Raw genomic sequence first — 16,619 nt, forward strand, 5'->3', positions numbered from 1 at the left:
GATACTGTCCGGTCGGATCTGATTATGCCAGTGGGTAGCGCGGCAGCGCGATACGGAACGTGGTGCCGCGCTGGTGTTCGCTGCTCACCCGCAGTTCGCCGCCCAGCTGGTGGATGTATTCGCGGCTCTCGAACGCGCCGATGCCCATGCCGGCCGACTTGGTCGAGTCGAACGGCTTGAACAGGCGTTCACGGATGAATTCCTCGCTCATCCCGGTGCCGGTATCGGCCACCTCGATCACCACCGAATCGGCCTCGTGGCTGAGTTTGACGGTCACCGCGCCCTGCTGCGGCGTGGCCTCGATCGCATTCTGGATCAGGTGGCCCAGCACGCGCTCGAGGCGCTCGCGTTCGGCAAACACATACAGTTTCTGCCCGGAGCTCATCAACAGCGGGCGCGGCTGGAATGCCGCCTTCAGCGCGATCGCCTGCTGCAACAGCTGGTCGACCAGCAGCGGCGTGGGCTGCTCCTCCGAGCCGCTGCGGCTGAGCTTTTGCAGCATCATGCGCATTTTTTGCACCGACAGCGTCACCGTTTCCAGCATGTCGCGCTGGAATTCGGGGTTGTCCTTGTGTTTTTCCGCGTTCGGAATCAGCAGCGACAGCTGCGACACCAGGTTCTTCAAGTCATGCACCACGAAGGTCGACATGCGGTTGAACGATTCGAACTGGCGCGCCGCCATCAGCGCGGCGGCCGCTTCCTGCTGGGCGAGGTAACCGGCAGCCTGGCTGCCGGCGATCTTCAGCAGGTCGATCACTTCCCAGTTCAGCTTGATCTTGCTGCGCGGCTCGAGCAGCAGCATGAAGCCGAACAGGCGGCCCTGCAACATCAGCGGCACCACCAGCCAGCCGCGTGCGATGGCTGGCAGCCAGGCCGGCAATTCGGTATTGTCGTACATTTCCGGCGCGGCCGCATATTCGTCCAGGTCGATGACCCACTGGCGCGACTCGAGGAAGCTGCACAGCGGCGCATCGGCGCCCACGGCGGGATGGCGTGGCGGGCTATGCCAGCCGGCCACCGGCTCGAACATGCCGCTGTCGCGGCGCAACCACAGCACGCCGCCGGCGCTTTCAACCAGTTCGCCCACCGCCTGCAACGAGCGCTCGGACAGCTTGGGCCCCTGCTCGGACAGGGTCTTGGTGAAGCGCAGCCATTCTTCGCGGTAATCGTAGTTGTAGCTGTAAAAATGCTTGCTGATGAAAACCTTGAGCCAGGCGCGGAACGTGCCGGAGAAAAGAATGCCGATCAGCAGGAACACCGCGCCAAACAGGAAGGACACCTGCAACAGCTTGCCCCAGCTGCCGCCAAAATAGAGCAGGAAGTAGCCGGCCGACGCCATCGCCAGCAGGTAAATCGCCGATCCGAACAGCGCCGCCGAATGGAACATCACCCGGCGCGATAGCGCCAGTTCGGTTGACCACGAGGCGCTGCGTCCCATCGATACCGCGAGCATGGGCACGGTGAGCGCGTTGACGATGCCGCGCGCGCCCCAGATGTCGGGATTGGTGCCGCGGAACAGCATGGTGTCGCTGTACATGTAGAAATCGTAGGCGAACATGCCGCCGATGCCGAGGCAGGCGAACTTGATCGCCCAGCGCTCCTGCACCGACTTGTTGCGGTATAACTGCTCGACCAGCAACATCCCGACCACGGCGATGCCGATGCGCGCGACCAAGGCCGGCATCAGCCCCTGTCCCGGCACCACGGCCCGCTGGAGCATGCCGGTAGCGGTTTCCACCAGCAGCAGCACGTAGCACCCGGCCAGCAACAGCACAGGCGTGTTCAGCTGGAACAAGAAACGTCCGCCGGGGCGCCGGTAACGGCCGATCAGCATCACCACGATGGCCGACCAGGCACCGCTGCGCAGGATCTCCAGGCCGTCGGTCCAGCCGGCCAGGAGCGGCTGGTTGGCCGATTCCAGCGCGACGGCCGCGCTCCAGAGCGCGCTGGCCAGGCAGGCCCCGGCCAGCGGCCGCGCGCGCGCGCGCCCGCGCCAATGGCTCAGCAGGAACGCCGCGAGCAGCAGGAAGGCCAGCGCGCAGACTGCATAACTGAAGGTAGCGATATTGATCAAGTGCACAGGGTTATCCCGACAGTGGTGCCTGCATGCGACGAAACACGATGTGCTGGCGGCCGGCGCGGCCCGCCGGTGCGATCAGCGTCCGCTGCGGATCAGGACGACCTTTAATGTATCGATGAGAATGAGAAGGTCGAGGAACAGGCTATTGTTCTTCACGTAATACAGGTCATATTGCAGCTTGCGCAGCGCGTCGTCGGCCGAGGAGCCATAGCCGTAGCGCACCTGGGCCCAGCCGGTGATGCCCGGCTTGATGCTGTGGCGGACGTTATAGTAAGGCACGATGCCGATCAGCTGGTCGACAAAGTACGGACGCTCCGGCCGCGGGCCGACGAAGCTCATCTCGCCCTTGAACACGTTCAGTATCTGCGGCAGTTCGTCGATGCGCGTCTTGCGGATGAAGTTGCCGACCACCGTCACCCGGGGGTCGTTCTGCGCCGCCCACTGCGGCTGGCCGCCCTGTTCGGCGTCGGAGCGCATGCTGCGGAACTTGAGCACATTGAACTGGCGGCCGTCGCAGCCGACCCGTTCCTGCTGGTAGAAAATGGTGCCGCGGTCTTCCAGCCAGATCAGCACGGCGGTCAGCATCATCACCGGAAAGGTGGCCAGCAAAATCAGGCCGCTGCACACCAGGTCGAAAGTACGCTTGATGAAGGTGCGTACGAAGCTCTGGTCGAAGCCGCCACCGAACACCAGCCAGCTCGGCTGCAGCGAATCGACCCGGATCTGGTTGGTTTCGCGCTCGAAGAAAGTGGCCGCGTCGATCACCTTGATGCCCTGCAGTTTGCAGTCGAGCAGTTCGTTGATCGGGAAGCCGGTGCGGCGGTTTTGCACCGATACCACGATTTCGGCCACGTTGTGGCTGCTGGCCAGGCGCGCCAGCGAATCGCCTTCGCGCACCCGGATGATGTTGGACGCTGGAATGCAGCACTCGTCCGCTTCGGTGTCGACGAAGCCAACGATGTCATAGCGGTGGTAGGCGGTGTTCTGCATCGCCAGGTCGCCGCATTCCTTGGCCAGCGCGCCGGTGCCGACGAACAGGATGCGCGATTCGAGGAAGCGCAGCTCGGAGGTCTTGAAAAAGATCATGCGCGCCGCGAAGATGCCGGTGCCGGCGATCAGGAACACCAGGAACAGCACGCCGCGGCCCAGCTGCAGGGCGGGCACGACATAGAACACCAGGGTCAGGATCATGAAGCCGATCGCAAACGAGGGCATCAGTTTCAGGAAAAACGGATTGCGCAGGCCTTCATCGAAGTTGAGCTGGTACATGCCCATCGCGCTCATGCTGAAGCTCACCGCGAGCGCAAACACGAGGGCGGACATGAAGAAATCATCGAGCGAATGCGCGGTGCCGCCGCCGAGGTCGAGGAAGCGCACGGCGGCGCCCGCATAGGCCGAGCCCAGCAGGACCAATACCTCGACGAACACCAGGAAAAAGGCGATCTTTGAAACGTAGTGATTCGATATCCTCAGCATTTTGCTTCCCCATCCGATCGCGGCGCGCGCGGTCTTGCGATCACGGCCCGGTGCGCGGTATTTATGATTTGTTTCCGACTAAACTTGCGACATACCAATTCATTGCTTCGCGCAAACCTTCATCGATGCGGTGGGTCGGCGCGAATCCCAGCAGCCTTTCGGCCTTGGCGATGTCCGCCTGCGAATGGCGCACGTCGCCCGCACGGAACGGCTTGTGCTCGGGAAGGTGGCCGGCCACGTGCGGGAAGCGTTCCACCAGCAGGTCGCGCAGCATGGCGTGCAGCGCGTTCAGGCTGGTGCGTGCATTGAGCGCCACGTTGTAGACCTGGTTGGCGGCCGCCGGGTCGGTCGCCAGCGCGGCCAGCAGGTTGGCCTGCACCACGTTATCGATGAAACAGAAATCGCGGCTGGTCTCGCCGTCGCCGTTAATGAACAGCGGCTCGTTGCGGATCAGCGCGGCGATCCATTGCGGGATCACGGCGGCGTAGGCGCCATCCGGGTCCTGGCGCGGGCCGAACACATTGAAATAGCGCAGGCCGATGCTGTCGGTGCCGTAGCAACGGCCGAACACGTCGGCGTACAGCTCGTTGACGTACTTGGTGACCGCATACGGCGACATCGGGTTGCCGATGGTGTCCTCGACCTTGGGCAAGTCCGGATGGTCGCCATAGGTCGAGCTGGAGGCGGCGTAGACGATCCGCTTGACCCTGGCGTCGCGCGCGGCCGCCAGCATGTTGAGGAAACCGCTGACGTTGACATCGTTGGTGGCCTGCGGATCGCTGATCGAGCGCGATACCGAGCCCAGCGCCGCCTGGTGCAGCACGTAATCGGCCCCGGCGACAGCCCGGGCGCAGTCGGCCGGATTGCGGATGTCGCCTTCGATGAAGGTAAAATTGGCGGCCGCGCCGGCGCCGGCGCCGGCCAGCGCCAGCTCCAGGTTGCGGCGGTAGCCGGTGGCGAAATTGTCCAGGGCGGTCACGCGCTGCCCCAGGCGCAACAGCGCCTCGACCAGGTGGGAGCCGATGAAGCCGGCCGCACCCGTGACCAGCCAGTGGCCGCGGTGGCCACCGAGGTACTGTTGAACGTCCGCGTATTTACTCACAATGCCCCCGTGCCATGCATCACAGGCGCCAGACGCTGTAGCCAGCCGACTTCAGCGCATCCTGGTCGAACAGCGACTTGACGTCGATAAAGCAGCCGCCCTTGCTCAGCTTGTGCTGGAAATCTTCCAGCGGACGCGCCAGCAGTTCCCGGTGCGACACGGCGGCCACGATGGCGTCGGCGCGCGGCAGCCGGTCCCAGCTTTCCAGTTCGATGTGGTACTCGTGGAATGCTTCGCCGGCATCGGCGACCGGGTCGTGCACGTGCACTTCGACGCCGTAGGCCTTCAGTTCGGCCACGATGTCGGCCACTTTCGAATTGCGCAGGTCAGGGCAGTTTTCCTTGAAGGTCAGGCCGATCACGTTGACCTTGGCACCCTTGACGTTGAAACCGGACGCGATCATCGACTTGATGGTCTTTTCGGCGACAAACTTGGCCATGCCGTCGTTGATGCGGCGGCCGGCCAGGATCACCTGGGGGTGGTAGCCGATCATTTCGGCCTTGTGGGTCAGGTAGTAGGGATCGACGCCGATGCAGTGGCCGCCCACCAGCCCCGGACGGAACGGCAGGAAGTTCCACTTGGTGCCGGCGGCCTTCAGCACTTCCAGCGTATCGATGCCGATCTTGTCGAAGATAATCGCCAGTTCGTTCATCAGCGCGATGTTCAGGTCGCGCTGGGTGTTTTCGATGACCTTGGCCGCTTCGGCGACCTTGACGCTGGAGGCGCGGTAGACCCCGGCGGTGATGATCGATTCATACAGCTGCGCGACCTTGTCGAGGGTGTCGGCGTCGTCGCCGGACACCACTTTCAGGATCGTGGTCAGCGTGTGTTCCTTGTCGCCCGGATTGATGCGCTCCGGCGAGAAGCCGACGTGGAAGTCCTGCTTCCATGTCAGGCCCGAATGCTGCTCGAGGATCGGGATGCAGACTTCCTCGGTGGCGCCAGGATAGACGGTCGATTCGAACACGACGATCGCGCCTTTCTTCATGTGCAGGCCGACCGTCCTGGAGGCGCCAGCCAGTGGGCCGAAGTCCGGGTTGTGGGCGATGTCGACCGGGGTCGGGACCGCCACCACGATGTAGTCTGCCTCGGCCAGTGCGGCCGGGTCGGTGGTGACCTGAAGCTGCTCTGCCGCACGCATCTGTCCGGTGCTCAACTCGCCGGTGGGGTCAATATGACGCCGGTAGCTGTCGATCTTGCTCTCGGACAAGTCGAAACCGATGGTTTTGCGTTTCTTGCCAAATTCCACTGCCAGCGGCAGGCCCACGTAGCCCAGCCCGACAACGGCCACAACCTTTGCTGCTTCCATATTGCCCCCAAAATTTATTATTACTGTTGTAAGTATAGCAAGTGCAGGGCGCCATTTTGTTGTAGAACAACAACCGCACATCGATCCGGCCATGGAAAAATCCGCTGATCAGGGAAGCGTCAATTCATTGTCCTTGGTTTCTTTCCGTGCCGTAATCAGAATTGCAATTATACAAATAAAAAACAATCGCGCTGTTGCTTTTACGCCCTTCCCGTTTCGCCAGGTTGCTGATGGTCCTGGGCCGGCGCCAGGCGGAATTTCGGCGCGCCCGCCGCGCCCACCGATAGCTGCACAAACGGCAATTGTGTCGCCAGCGTCAGTTGCCACTTGCCGCAGACCAGGAACAGCGCGGTGGCGATCCGGCGCGCGCCCAGGCGGCGGTGGGCCGCCCCGGACGCGGCGTTGAAGGCCGAGATGCGGCTGCACGACCAGCGCACGCCCAGGCTGTGCAACAAGAGGTTGGCGCGGTCCCACAGGCGCGGGAACGCCATGGTGAACTGGTGCTTTGGAAATATCTGGACGTCGAAGTCCCAGGCCACGCCCTCGCCGGGTGAAAACACCGCCCTCACCTCGTCCTCCTGGTAGTCGGCCAGGGTGAACCACAGGTAACCGAGCAGTACGCCGTCCTTCCAGGCGGCCAGGCAGCGCCCGCCGCGCCGGTAGCGTTCGGCGATGACGGTGGCCGGACGGTCGAACTGGCTTGCGTCCAGCTCGCCCTCCATGACTTCACGCACGTCGATCGCCGCGCCACGGCCTTTACTGAAAGGCACGGTCGTCACCGGCTGTGCCACAAGGTAATATCTGAACAGGCGGACGCGCCGCGCGCTGATGAGCGCGAGCCCGCGCGACAGTGCATACCAGCCGCTGTTGACCCAGCCAATCTGCCGCACGGTTTGTTGAAATTGTTTTCGCATGACTCTTTAGGGCAAGCGGGCCGCTTGGGCGTGCAAATGATATGCCCAGGCACCGGGTCGACGAGCCCATGACCTTGTAGCAATATGGTACCACAGCATTTATTATCGTTGTGACATTTGAATTGAATTTTTTACAAGTGCGACCTTCCTTGACGGTGCCTGTCGTGCTCGTTACACTTCATTGTCTTTTATGCATATTTTTCGAGGAGCGGCATGTTATCGGTCGTAATGGCAACGTGCAACGGCGCACTCACCCTGCCCAAAGTGCTGGCCGCCTATGCGCGCCTCGAGCATCCCGGCGAGGCGTGGAAGCTGTTCGTTGTCAACGATGGCAGCACCGACGGCACCGGCGCGATCCTCGCCGGTTTCGCCGCCGCCCTGCCGCTGACCGTGATCGACCAGGACCGCAAGGGCAAGAATGCCGCGCTCAATGCCGCGCTCGCGGTGGCGCTGGCCAATCCCGGCTGCCAGCTGCTGGTGTTTACCGACGACGACGCCACGCCCGAGCCGGACTGGCTGATGCGGCTGGCCGATTGCGCGCGCGCCCAGCCCGGCTATGCGATCTTCGGCGGCGCGATCTACCCCGACTGGGCGGTGGCGCCGCCGGACTGGGTACTCAACAAGGTTCCGCTTGGCATCACCTACGCCGTCACCACCGCCGCCAGCGGTCCGGTCTTCCCGGGACTGGTATGGGGCGCCAACATGGCGGTACGGCGCGCCGTGTTTGATGCCGGACACCGTTTCAACGCCAGCATCGGCCCGTCGGCCGGCGCCTATGCGATGGGTAGCGAAACCGAATTCAACCGCCGCGTCAGCGAAGCCGGGTTCAAGTCCTGGTTTTGCGCCGAAGCGAAGACCGGCCACCATATCCGCGCCAGCCAGCTGGCGCCGGAATTCATCCTGCAGCGCGCCTACAAGTTCGGGCGCGGGGCCCGTGCCCAGGAAACGGGTTCCAGCCAAGCCCGGCTGTTCGATGTCCCGCGCTGGACGCTGTCCAAGTACGCGCATGAAATGCTGGCGGCGCTCAAGGCGCGCCTGGCCGGCGACCAGGAGCGCCTGTTCGCGGCGCGCTGGGAGCTGCACTACCTGCGCGGCTATTTTTTCCAGGCATGGAAGGCCAAGGGCCAGCCGCGCGTCATGCTCACCAGCTGCTCGGGCGAGCTGGGCGGCATGGAAATGCGCATGGCGCAGGAAGCCAGGCTGCTGGCCGCGGCCGGCGCCCGGGTGGTGGTGGCGACGCCGCCCTTCCGCGGTTTCGAGCGCTTCGCCGACGCGCTGCACGGCGGCCGGATCGCGGTCGGCATCTTCGACCCGCCGCAGTTCGGCGAGCAATGGCAATGGCGGCGCTTCAACAAACTGCGCGCCTCGCTGACTGGCACCTGGCAGATGCGGCGCCACCGTCCCGACCTGGTCCACGTGGCATTCTGCTGGACCACCTACGGCGCCTCGGCGCTGTGGCTGGCGCACCGCTGCGGCATCCCGACCGTCATCAGCGTGCATAACGCCTTCCCGAAAAAGACCTTCTCGGCCTGGCACGACCGCCTGTTCCGCGAAGCGTTTACCAGCGTGAAGGGCATCTACGCGGTATCCGATTCCGCGATGGACCATTTCGTCGCCATCTTCGGCAAGTACATCGGCCCGGCCACCCGGCTGCAGGTGATCCCGAACAGCGTCGACATCGGCCGCTTCATCCCCTCGCCCGCGCGCCGCGACGCCGCCCGCGCCAGGCTCGGCCTGCCGCGCGACGCCCTGGTGCTGGGCTCGGTCGCCCGGCTGTCGCCGCAGAAACGCCCGGACGCCCTGATCGACCTGTTCGCGCGGCTCAGGCAGACTTACCCGGACCTGTACCTGGTGCTGGCCGGCACCGGCCCGCTCGAGCAGCAGCTGCGCGACCAGGTCGCCGCGCTCGGCCTGGACGGCGCCGTGATCTTCGCCGGCTTCGTCGGCGACGTCGAAATGATGCTGCCGGCCTTCGACCTGCACTTCCTGCTGAGCCGGAACGAGGGCTTCGGCATTTCCACCATCGAGGCGATGGCATGCGGGGTGCCGGTGGTCGGCACCGACGTGCCCGGCACCGCCGATATCCTGCGCGGCAGCGAGGGCGGCATGCTGGTGCCGCTCGACGACGCCGACCTCACCCACGACCAGGTGTCGCGCCTGCTTGCCGACCCGGCGCGGCGCGCCGCGATGGCCATCAAGGCAAGGCAGGAAATGGAGTCGACCTATTCGGCGGAAATCTTAAAGGGCCGCATCGACGCGTTTTACCAGGGGTTGTTGACGTGAGCAAAACCCGGGCGGCGCTGCTCATCTCCTTCGTTGAAAAATATGCGTTGCTGATTCTTGGAATCATCGGCAGCATGACCCTGGCCCGCCTGCTGACGCCGGAAGAAACCGGCGTCTATTCCATCGGCGCCACCCTGCTTGGCATCGCCCACGTGATGCGCGATTTCGGCGTCGGCCAGTACCTGATCCAGGAGCGCGAACTGACCCAGGACAAGCTGCGCGCCACCCTGGCGGTGAGTTTTGCGGTGGCCTGGTCGCTGGCCGTCATGATTATCTGCGCCAGCCACCCGCTGGCCTGGTTCTTTGACGACCAGCGCCTGGTGCCGGTGATGCAAGTCATGTCGATCAATTTCTTCCTGATCCCGTTTACCTCGACAGTGCTGCCTTTGCTACGCCGCGAGATGCGCTTCGGGCCGATCTGCTTCATCAACATCGTCAGCGGCACGGTCAGCTTTTCGGTCGCCGTCAGCCTGGCGTGGAACGGCTTCGGCTACATGAGCCTGGCATACGCTTCGGCCTGCGCCTCGATCGCGACCCTGCTGGCCAGCGTCCGCTTCCGGCCGCCCGGTTTCCCCTGGATACCGTCGTTGCGCGGCATCCGCCGGGTCGCGAAGTTCGGCGCCTTCTCGACCGGCGGCACGCTGATCGACGAAATCGGCGTGGCCGCACCGGAACTCATCATCGGCAAGTTCATCGGCATGGACGGCGTCGGCATCTTCAGCAAGGCGGCCGGCACCCTGGCGATCTTCGGCCGCGCCGTCACCAGCGTGGTGTCGCCGGTGGCCTACGCGCTGTTCGCGGAACAGTCGCGCGGCGGCGGCGACGTCAAGGGCGCCTACCTGACCACGGTCGCGCTGATGACGGCGTTCTCGATGCCCTTCTTCGGTTTCATCGCGCTGATGGCCTTCCCCACCGTGCGCGTGATGTTCGGCCCGCAGTGGGATGGCGCGGCGCCCTTGTTGCGGATCATGTGCCTGTCGTCCGCGCTGTTCAGCGCGATCAGCATGGCGCGCTACCTGTTCGTCGCGACCGGCCACGTCAAGGCCCAGGCCAAGCTGGACGCCTCCACCGTATCGGTCCGGGTCGCCATGCTGCTGGCCGCCGCGCCGTTCGGCCTGGTCGCGGTGGCGTGGGCGATCGTGCTGGGCGCCCTGTTCCGCCTGTACCTGACCGTGCGCATGCAGTACCAGGTCAGCGGCATCACCGTGTTCGACCTGTTCTCGGCCTGCCGCAAGAGCGCCCTGCTGGCACTGCTGTGCTCGGCCGGCCCCCTGGCCGCCTTCATGCTGGGCGGTCCGGTGCTGGTGAAACTGCTCGTCGCCGCATCGCTGAGCGCACTGCTGTGGGTGGCCGGCCTGTTCATGCTGCGCCATCCGCTGGCCCCCGAGGTCCGCGCCATCGGCCAGAAAATTCCGCTGTTCGGCGCGAGGAAGCGCTGATGCGCGTCGGTGTGTTGTCCTACCCGATGCTGTTCCAGCGCCACGGCGGCCTGCAGGTACAGGTCACGGAAACGGTCAGCGCGCTGCAGCAGCTGGCCGGCGCCGCCCTGTCGGTGGAGCTGGCCGACCCGGTGCGCGCCAGCCTGGCCGGCTACGATGTGCTGCACGTATTTTCCGCCATCAACGGCAACCACCGCATCATCGAGACCGCGCGCGAGCTCGGCGTGCCGGCCGTGCTGTCGCCGCTGCTGTCGCCCGCGTGGAACGGCGCCTCCGCGCTGCGCGCGCGCATCGCCACCGGCGTCGCGCGCCACCTTACCGGCGGCGACGTGCAGACCAGCTTCAGCCAGATCGAGGGCGCGCTGCGCAAGGCCGACCTGCTGGTCGCGCTTGGCGAGCCGGAACGGGCCGCGATGCGCTCTGCCTTCCGCATCCCGGACCAGCGGATCCGGATTGTCCCGAACGGCATCGGCGCGCGTTTTTTCAGCGCCGATGGCGGCCTGTTCCGTGACCGCGCCGGCCTGCACGGCGATTTCGCGCTGATGGTGGGCGCGGTGTCGCCCTACAAGAACCAGCTCGGCGTGGCCGCCGTGCTGGCCGCGATGGGCCTGCCGTTCGCCGTGATCGGCACGGCCGAGCAGCGCGACCAGGGCTACCTGCGACAGCTGCAGGCCACCAGCGGGGTGCGCTACCTCGGCGGGCTGGCCCATGACGATCCCCTGCTGGCCTCCGCGTACGCAGCCGCCAGCGTGTTCGTGCTGCCGAGCAAGGGCGAAGTGCTGCCGCTGACGGCGCTGGAAGCGCTGGCCAGCGGCACCCCGGTCATGCTGACCGACCAGAGCGCGCTGGACCTCGCCGATAGCGGCTTCGCATTCAGGAAAGTGAAGTGGGATGACGGCGCCGGCCAGCAGGCGGCGATTGCGGCGCTGGTGGCAGGCAAGCCCGAGCGCAAGCGGGTGCAGGACCTGGTGCGGCACATGACCTGGCCCGGCGTGGCCCGGGAACTGCTGGCGATCTACCAGCAGGCGCGCGCCATGCACGCCGCCAACGGCTGACGCCGGCGATTCCTCAGGCCGCGGCCGCGCGCTCGGCCTTGACGGTCAGGTTGCGCGCCATCCGCATCAGATAGCCCGTCCGGCTCAGGTCCCATGGCGTGAAGCGCGGCAGCTGGAACAGGTCGGGCACGCCGTCGTAGCGTCCCCACGCGGTCGACACCGCGGCGTCGAACTTCAGGTCGCGCACCATCGCCGCGTGCCCGGCATGGTAATCGGCGTTCGGCTTGCCGTTCGGATACGCAAACAGCCTGACCTCGTCGCCGATGATCTGCTCCAGCTGGTGCTTGCCCTGCGCGATTTCCTCGCGCGCCGCGCCGGCGTCCAGCCGCGCCAGGATGGGATGGTTGACGGTGTGGCCGCCGATCCCCATGCCGGCCTGGTGCATCATCCTGACCTGGCCGTCGCTCATCATGGCGTTGGCCGGCAGCGCCACCTGGTGGGTGGCGGCAAGCCGCAGGGCCAGCTCCAGCCTTTCTTCCAGCGCACGATACTTCAGCTTGCCGATCAGGGCGGAAATCGCCGCGCGGCGCTGTTCGTTGCTGCCGAGGCCGATCACGCCGAGCCCGGCCGCCCGCGCGTCCAGCGCCGGCGCGCGGCAGCCGCGCACCAGCTCGGTGATGACGTCGTTGAACATCAGGCCGCCGTTCAGGAAGCCGGTCGCGATGAAGAAGGTGGCATGCACGCCGTGGCGCTGCAGGATCGGCAGCGCGACCTCGGCGTTGTCGGCATAGCCGTCGTCGAAGGTGATGCAGGCCGCGCGCGGCGGCAGGGTTCCGCTGCGGATGCGCTCGATCGCGCCGGCCAGCGGCAGGATGTCGAAGTGCGACTTCAGGACACCGATTTCGCGGTCGAAGCGATGCTGGTCGACTTCGCCCGGGAACAGCGGGTCGGGCGCGGCGGACACGCGATGGTAGATCACGATCGAGAGCGGGCCGCTGCCGCCCGGCGACAAAGCCCTGAGCAGGGGCCGGCTGGCGCGCGCGGCGAGTGCCTGGGACAGCTTCAACGGGATCCTTCGTGACGGCGCGCCGCCGCCGGCGCCGGCACGGCGGCCGCAGCGGCGGCCGCAGCGGCGGCCGCGGCGGCGGCGGCGGCCGGCGCCTTGTGTTTCTTCCGTTCCTTGATCTCGGCGGCGACGATCAGGCTGGTGGCAACCATCGCCGCCATCAGGTAATACGGAACGTCGAAATACGCCAGGCTCAGGAAAGCGCCGCCGACGCCGAATCCGAGCATGCTCACCTGTAGCATGGTGGCCAGGTCGGATGCCCAGCGCAGGTCCGGATAAGGCTTGGTGTCGCGGATGATGCGCGCACCGGCCCGCCAGGCGCTCCAGGCCAGCGCCAGGTAAATCAGCAGGCCGACGAAGCCGTGCTCGCCCAGCACCTGGAAATACAGGCTGTGCGCGGCGTGCACGTCGTCCGGGATCGGCGCGTAGCGCAGGAACACGGCGTAGTCGTAGATGTCGAACCCGCCCCCCACGATCGGGCGGTCGAGCGCCAGGTTATACGCCATGTTCCAGGCATTGATCCGTCCCTGCGCCGAGCCGTCGGTCTCGTACTGCGAAATGGTGTCGATGCGGGCAAACCATTTTTCCGGCATGAAGTTCAGCATCAGCGGGGCCGCGGCCAGGAACAGCACGCCAAGGGTGACCTTGTGGCGGCTCTTAAGCCAGAAGAACACCACCATCGCCCCGATCGCCAGCGCGGCGCCGCGCGAATAGCTGCCCAGCGCGGACAAGGCGCACAGCAGCATCGCACCGATCAGGCCGGCCCGGAGCCAGCGCCTGGTGCTGATGGTGAACAGGTAGTAAATGACCGGGATCACCATCACCAGTGCCAGCGCCAGTTCGTTATTGCCTTCAATGAAGGTTCCGGCGGGGCCCCACACCATCTCGTTGCCGCCGCTGCGGATGGTGAAAATGCCCCCCTTGATGCCATAAAACCCGAGCGACACGGCGACGGTCCAGACCAGCGCCTCGACCTGCTTGCGCGTCTTGATCAGCATCATGACCACCAGGTTCATGCCGAGGATCTTGTAGACCTTGGTCAGCTGCGGAATATTGTCGGCGCCGTTGATGGCGAAGATCGTCGTCACGCCGACCCACACCCCGAACAGGATGAAGATGGTGGTGACCGGCGATGGCGGCAGGCGATGCTTGTCCTTGCTCAGGATCATGCTGGCGACGGTGGCGCAGGCGATGATCGCGGCGAACGGCATGGTGCGCGCGAAGCCCCATCCCTGCGAATGCAGGTTCATGACGCTGATCCAGATCCACATGATGGCGCCAAGCCAGGGGCGCTTGAAGATGAACGGCAGCGAACCGAAGACCATCAGGGTGACAAGGATATCGCGCATTATGCCAGCGCCTCCTGCGCCAGGTTGCCGGCCGTGGCGACCTTGCTGACCACATAGCGGAACTTGCCGGATTTTTCAGGCAGGATCGCATCGACCTGCAGCACCTCGATCCGGACCGCGCCGCCCAGGCGGGCGCGGAAGCCGGCCTCGATCGCCGCGCGCAGCGCCGCATCGAGCGCGCCGTCGAGCACCACCTGGACCTCGGTATGGTCGAGGTCATGCTGGGTGATCTTGAACGCCTTCACTTGGGGCAGGTCGCGCAGGATGTAGACCAGCGCCAGCCCGTGCATCACGGTGCCGTCCCGGGCCACCAGGAAGTCGGTGCTGCGTCCCTGGATCTCGCGCAGCAGCGGCAGGCCGCGCCCGCAGCCGCAGGGCGCGCTGGCGAGCACGCCGATGTCGCCGGTGCGGTAGCGCACGAACGGGAAGTCGCCGGTGGCCAGGTGGGTCACGACGATCTCGCCGGCCTGGCCGCGCGGCAGCGGCTGGCCGGCGGCGTCGATGATCTCGACGATAATGTCTTCGGCCGTGATATGCATGCCGCCCTGCGGGCACTGGTGGGCGATGAAGCCGGCGTCGCGCCCGCCGTAGCCGTTGGCCACCGGGCAGCCGAAGGTCGCGCCGATCAGCTCGCGCTGCTCGTCGTATAGCCGCTCGGAGGTCACGAAGGCGACCTTGATGCCGAGGTCATCCATGCGCTGGCCGCGCAGGCGCGCGTGGCGCGCGATATGCGCCAGCGCCGACGGATAGCCGAACAGCATGCGCGGGCGGCGCCGGCGGATCTGCGCGATAAAGCCGTCCAGCCTGGCCTCGGACATCTGGAACGCCGGCAGCAGTTCGGTGCGCAGGGCGCGGTCGCGCACGGCGCGCAGCCGGTCCTGGTTGCCCAGTTCGATCGGCGAGCCCCACACCACGATTTCCGGGTCGCCGATGTCGACGCCCCACCAGCGCGTGGCGCGCCACTTGGCGGCGACGTCATGGCTGACCCGTTCCTTGCCGATGAAGAAAATCAGCGGCTCGCCGCTGGAGCCGCCGGTATTGAAGCGCGCCAGCCCGACCGCGTCGGCCGCCTTCATGGCGTCGGTGTTGGCGCGGATCACGCCCTTGTCGAGCAGCGGCAGGCGTGCCAGGTCGGCCAGCGAGTGCAGGTCGCGCGCCGGGTCGAAGCCGATGCGGGTGAACAGGGCGGCATAGTAAGGCACCTGGGCCTGCGCGCGGCGCAGCAGCTGGCGCAGGCGCTCGAGCTGGAGCCCGGCCAGCCGGGCCTCGCTCCAGTACTGGGTCTGCTCCATGCGCCGGCGCACGCCGACCGTGGTATGGCGCTTGAGGCGCTCGTGCAGCGGAAACAGGACGCGCGACACCAGCCGCGTGTACGGGCCGGGCTGCGGCAACGGTGGCTTGGTCATGAGGGGATCGCCGCGGTGGAAGTGGATTTGGCAAGGATGGTGTGGTACACCTGCAGCAGGCGCGGACGCACACTGTCCCATGTGTATTGCTGGGCGCAGCGCAGGCCGGCGGCGCGCATCGCCTCGGCCAGCGCGGCGTCGTTGAGCAGGCGCAGCACGGCGTCGGCCATCGCTTGCGGGCTGGCCGGCGGCACCAGCAGCGCGGTGCTGCCGTCATCGACCATGTAGGGCACGCCGCCGACGTTGGTGCTGACCACCAGTACGCCGCTGGCCAGCGCTTCCAGCACCGAGTTGGGCATGTTGTCGACCAGGCTGGGGTTGAGCATCACGTCGGCGCCGCGGTACAGCGCGGCCATCTGGTCGGGATCGAGGCGGCCGGCGAAGGTCACCGCGCTGCCCAGCGCCAGCTCGGCGGCGAGCTGCGCGAGGCGCGCGCGTTCGGGGCCGCAACCGGCCACCACCAGCCGCGCCAGCGGATGCGCCGCCCTGACGATGGCGAAGGCGCGCAGCGCGGTGGCGTTGTCGTAGATCGGTTCGAGGTTGCGCGCCACCAGCAGCGACAGCGGGCGCGCGGGCGGCGCCGGCGCCGCGCTGAAGCGTTCCAGGTTGATGATGTTGGGGACCACGGTGGCGGCGAAGCCGAACTTGCCGAACACCGCGCCGAGGAAGCCGGATGGCACGATCAGCGCATCGGCGCGCACCAGGCTGGGGCGGACCCAGGCCTCGGCCGCATCGAGGAAGGTGCCGGCTTCGCCGCCCCGGTAGTTGATCACCACCGGGCAGCCGCGCAGGCGGCCGATCCAGATCGCCGGTGCCGCGTACAGATGCCACGACAAGCCGGAATTTGCCATCACGTGGAACAGGTCCTGGCGCCCTGCCGCGCGCCACAGCGCCGCCACGAAAGGCAGCAGCCGCACCACCGCGCGGATGCCCTTCAGGCGGCCGGCCCAGGCCGGCCGGCAGGCGGCGTTAACCTGGATAAGCTCGACCTGGTGGCCCTCCGCGCGCAGCAGCCGGGCCAGCTGGACGGTCTGGTTCGCCATGCCGCCGGCAGGGGGCGGCAAGGGACCCACCAGGCCAATGCGCAGCGCGCTGGCGGGTCCCGATGAGCGTCCTGTGATTGATGTGCTAGACAAAATAATCCCGTTTGGCTGGTTGGTATGTTGGCCGCCGCGCGCGCTCCGCGCCTGCGACTTGCCA

Annotated in this window: 12 protein-coding genes; 3 read left to right on the top strand and 9 right to left on the bottom strand. The window is 66.3% G+C overall.

Annotated elements, in window-relative coordinates; genetic code table 11:
* Positions 1–22: 22 nt before the first annotated feature.
* From prsK to HHL21_RS04380, 5 genes are all read right to left on the bottom strand, one after another.
* Positions 23–2,080 (bottom strand): XrtA/PEP-CTERM system histidine kinase PrsK, encoded by a 2,058-nt coding sequence (gene prsK / locus HHL21_RS04360; protein ID WP_370659662.1) that lies wholly within the window; start codon positions 2,078–2,080, stop codon positions 23–25.
* A gap of 75 nt (positions 2,081–2,155) precedes the next feature.
* Entirely contained in the window at positions 2,156–3,556 is a 1,401-nt protein-coding gene (locus HHL21_RS04365; RefSeq protein ID WP_169464047.1) for a TIGR03013 family XrtA/PEP-CTERM system glycosyltransferase, read from the bottom strand.
* 61 nt (positions 3,557–3,617) lie between these two features.
* Complete coding sequence (locus HHL21_RS04370) at positions 3,618–4,658, bottom strand: SDR family oxidoreductase (RefSeq protein WP_169464048.1); 1,041 nt, start codon at positions 4,656–4,658, stop codon at positions 3,618–3,620.
* Positions 4,659–4,677: 19 nt separating this feature from the next.
* A complete protein-coding gene (locus HHL21_RS04375; RefSeq protein ID WP_169464049.1) occupies positions 4,678–5,967 on the bottom strand; it encodes a nucleotide sugar dehydrogenase in 1,290 nt (429 codons plus the stop codon).
* Positions 5,968–6,167: 200 nt separating this feature from the next.
* Positions 6,168–6,881: an N-acetyltransferase gene (locus HHL21_RS04380; protein ID WP_169464050.1), complete on the bottom strand. Its 714-nt coding sequence runs from the start codon at positions 6,879–6,881 to the stop codon at positions 6,168–6,170.
* A gap of 213 nt (positions 6,882–7,094) precedes the next feature.
* Between HHL21_RS04380 and HHL21_RS04385 the strand changes: the two genes are divergently transcribed.
* From HHL21_RS04385 to HHL21_RS04395, 3 genes are read left to right on the top strand one after another with little or no spacing between them, the layout of a single operon-like run.
* The gene (locus HHL21_RS04385; RefSeq protein WP_229496023.1) at positions 7,095–9,164 is read left to right on the top strand and encodes a glycosyltransferase; all 2,070 of its coding nucleotides are present in this window, start codon (positions 7,095–7,097) and stop codon (positions 9,162–9,164) included.
* Positions 9,161–10,603 (top strand): lipopolysaccharide biosynthesis protein, encoded by a 1,443-nt coding sequence (locus tag HHL21_RS04390; protein WP_169464051.1) that lies wholly within the window; start codon positions 9,161–9,163, stop codon positions 10,601–10,603. Before HHL21_RS04385 ends, HHL21_RS04390 begins: the two co-directional genes overlap by 4 nt.
* Positions 10,603–11,658, top strand: coding sequence for a glycosyltransferase (locus HHL21_RS04395; protein ID WP_229496025.1), 1,056 nt, complete (start codon positions 10,603–10,605; stop codon positions 11,656–11,658). The genes HHL21_RS04390 and HHL21_RS04395 overlap by 1 nt, the downstream gene beginning before the upstream one ends.
* Positions 11,659–11,671: 13 nt before the next feature.
* On the opposite strand, the gene HHL21_RS04400 is transcribed toward HHL21_RS04395, so the two are convergent.
* The 4 genes from HHL21_RS04400 to HHL21_RS04415 are packed head-to-tail and all read right to left on the bottom strand — an operon-like array spanning position 11,672 to position 16,555.
* Positions 11,672–12,664 (bottom strand): polysaccharide deacetylase family protein, encoded by a 993-nt coding sequence (locus HHL21_RS04400; RefSeq protein ID WP_229496027.1) that lies wholly within the window; start codon positions 12,662–12,664, stop codon positions 11,672–11,674.
* Positions 12,661–14,013 carry a putative O-glycosylation ligase, exosortase A system-associated gene (locus tag HHL21_RS04405; RefSeq protein ID WP_169464052.1) on the bottom strand — a complete coding sequence of 451 codons (1,353 nt, stop codon included), beginning with the start codon at positions 14,011–14,013 and terminating at the stop codon, positions 12,661–12,663. The genes HHL21_RS04400 and HHL21_RS04405 overlap by 4 nt, the downstream gene beginning before the upstream one ends.
* Positions 14,013–15,419, bottom strand: a complete 1,407-nt coding sequence (locus HHL21_RS04410; RefSeq protein ID WP_169464053.1) for a phenylacetate--CoA ligase family protein — start codon at positions 15,417–15,419, stop codon at positions 14,013–14,015. The genes HHL21_RS04405 and HHL21_RS04410 overlap by 1 nt, the downstream gene beginning before the upstream one ends.
* Positions 15,416–16,555, bottom strand: a complete 1,140-nt coding sequence (locus tag HHL21_RS04415; RefSeq protein WP_229496029.1) for a glycosyltransferase family 4 protein — start codon at positions 16,553–16,555, stop codon at positions 15,416–15,418. Before HHL21_RS04415 ends, HHL21_RS04410 begins: the two co-directional genes overlap by 4 nt.
* Between the last annotated feature and the right edge of the window lie 64 nt (positions 16,556–16,619).

Source organism: Massilia polaris (genome assembly GCF_012927275.1).
GTDB lineage: Bacteria > Pseudomonadota > Gammaproteobacteria > Burkholderiales > Burkholderiaceae_D > Telluria_A > Telluria_A polaris.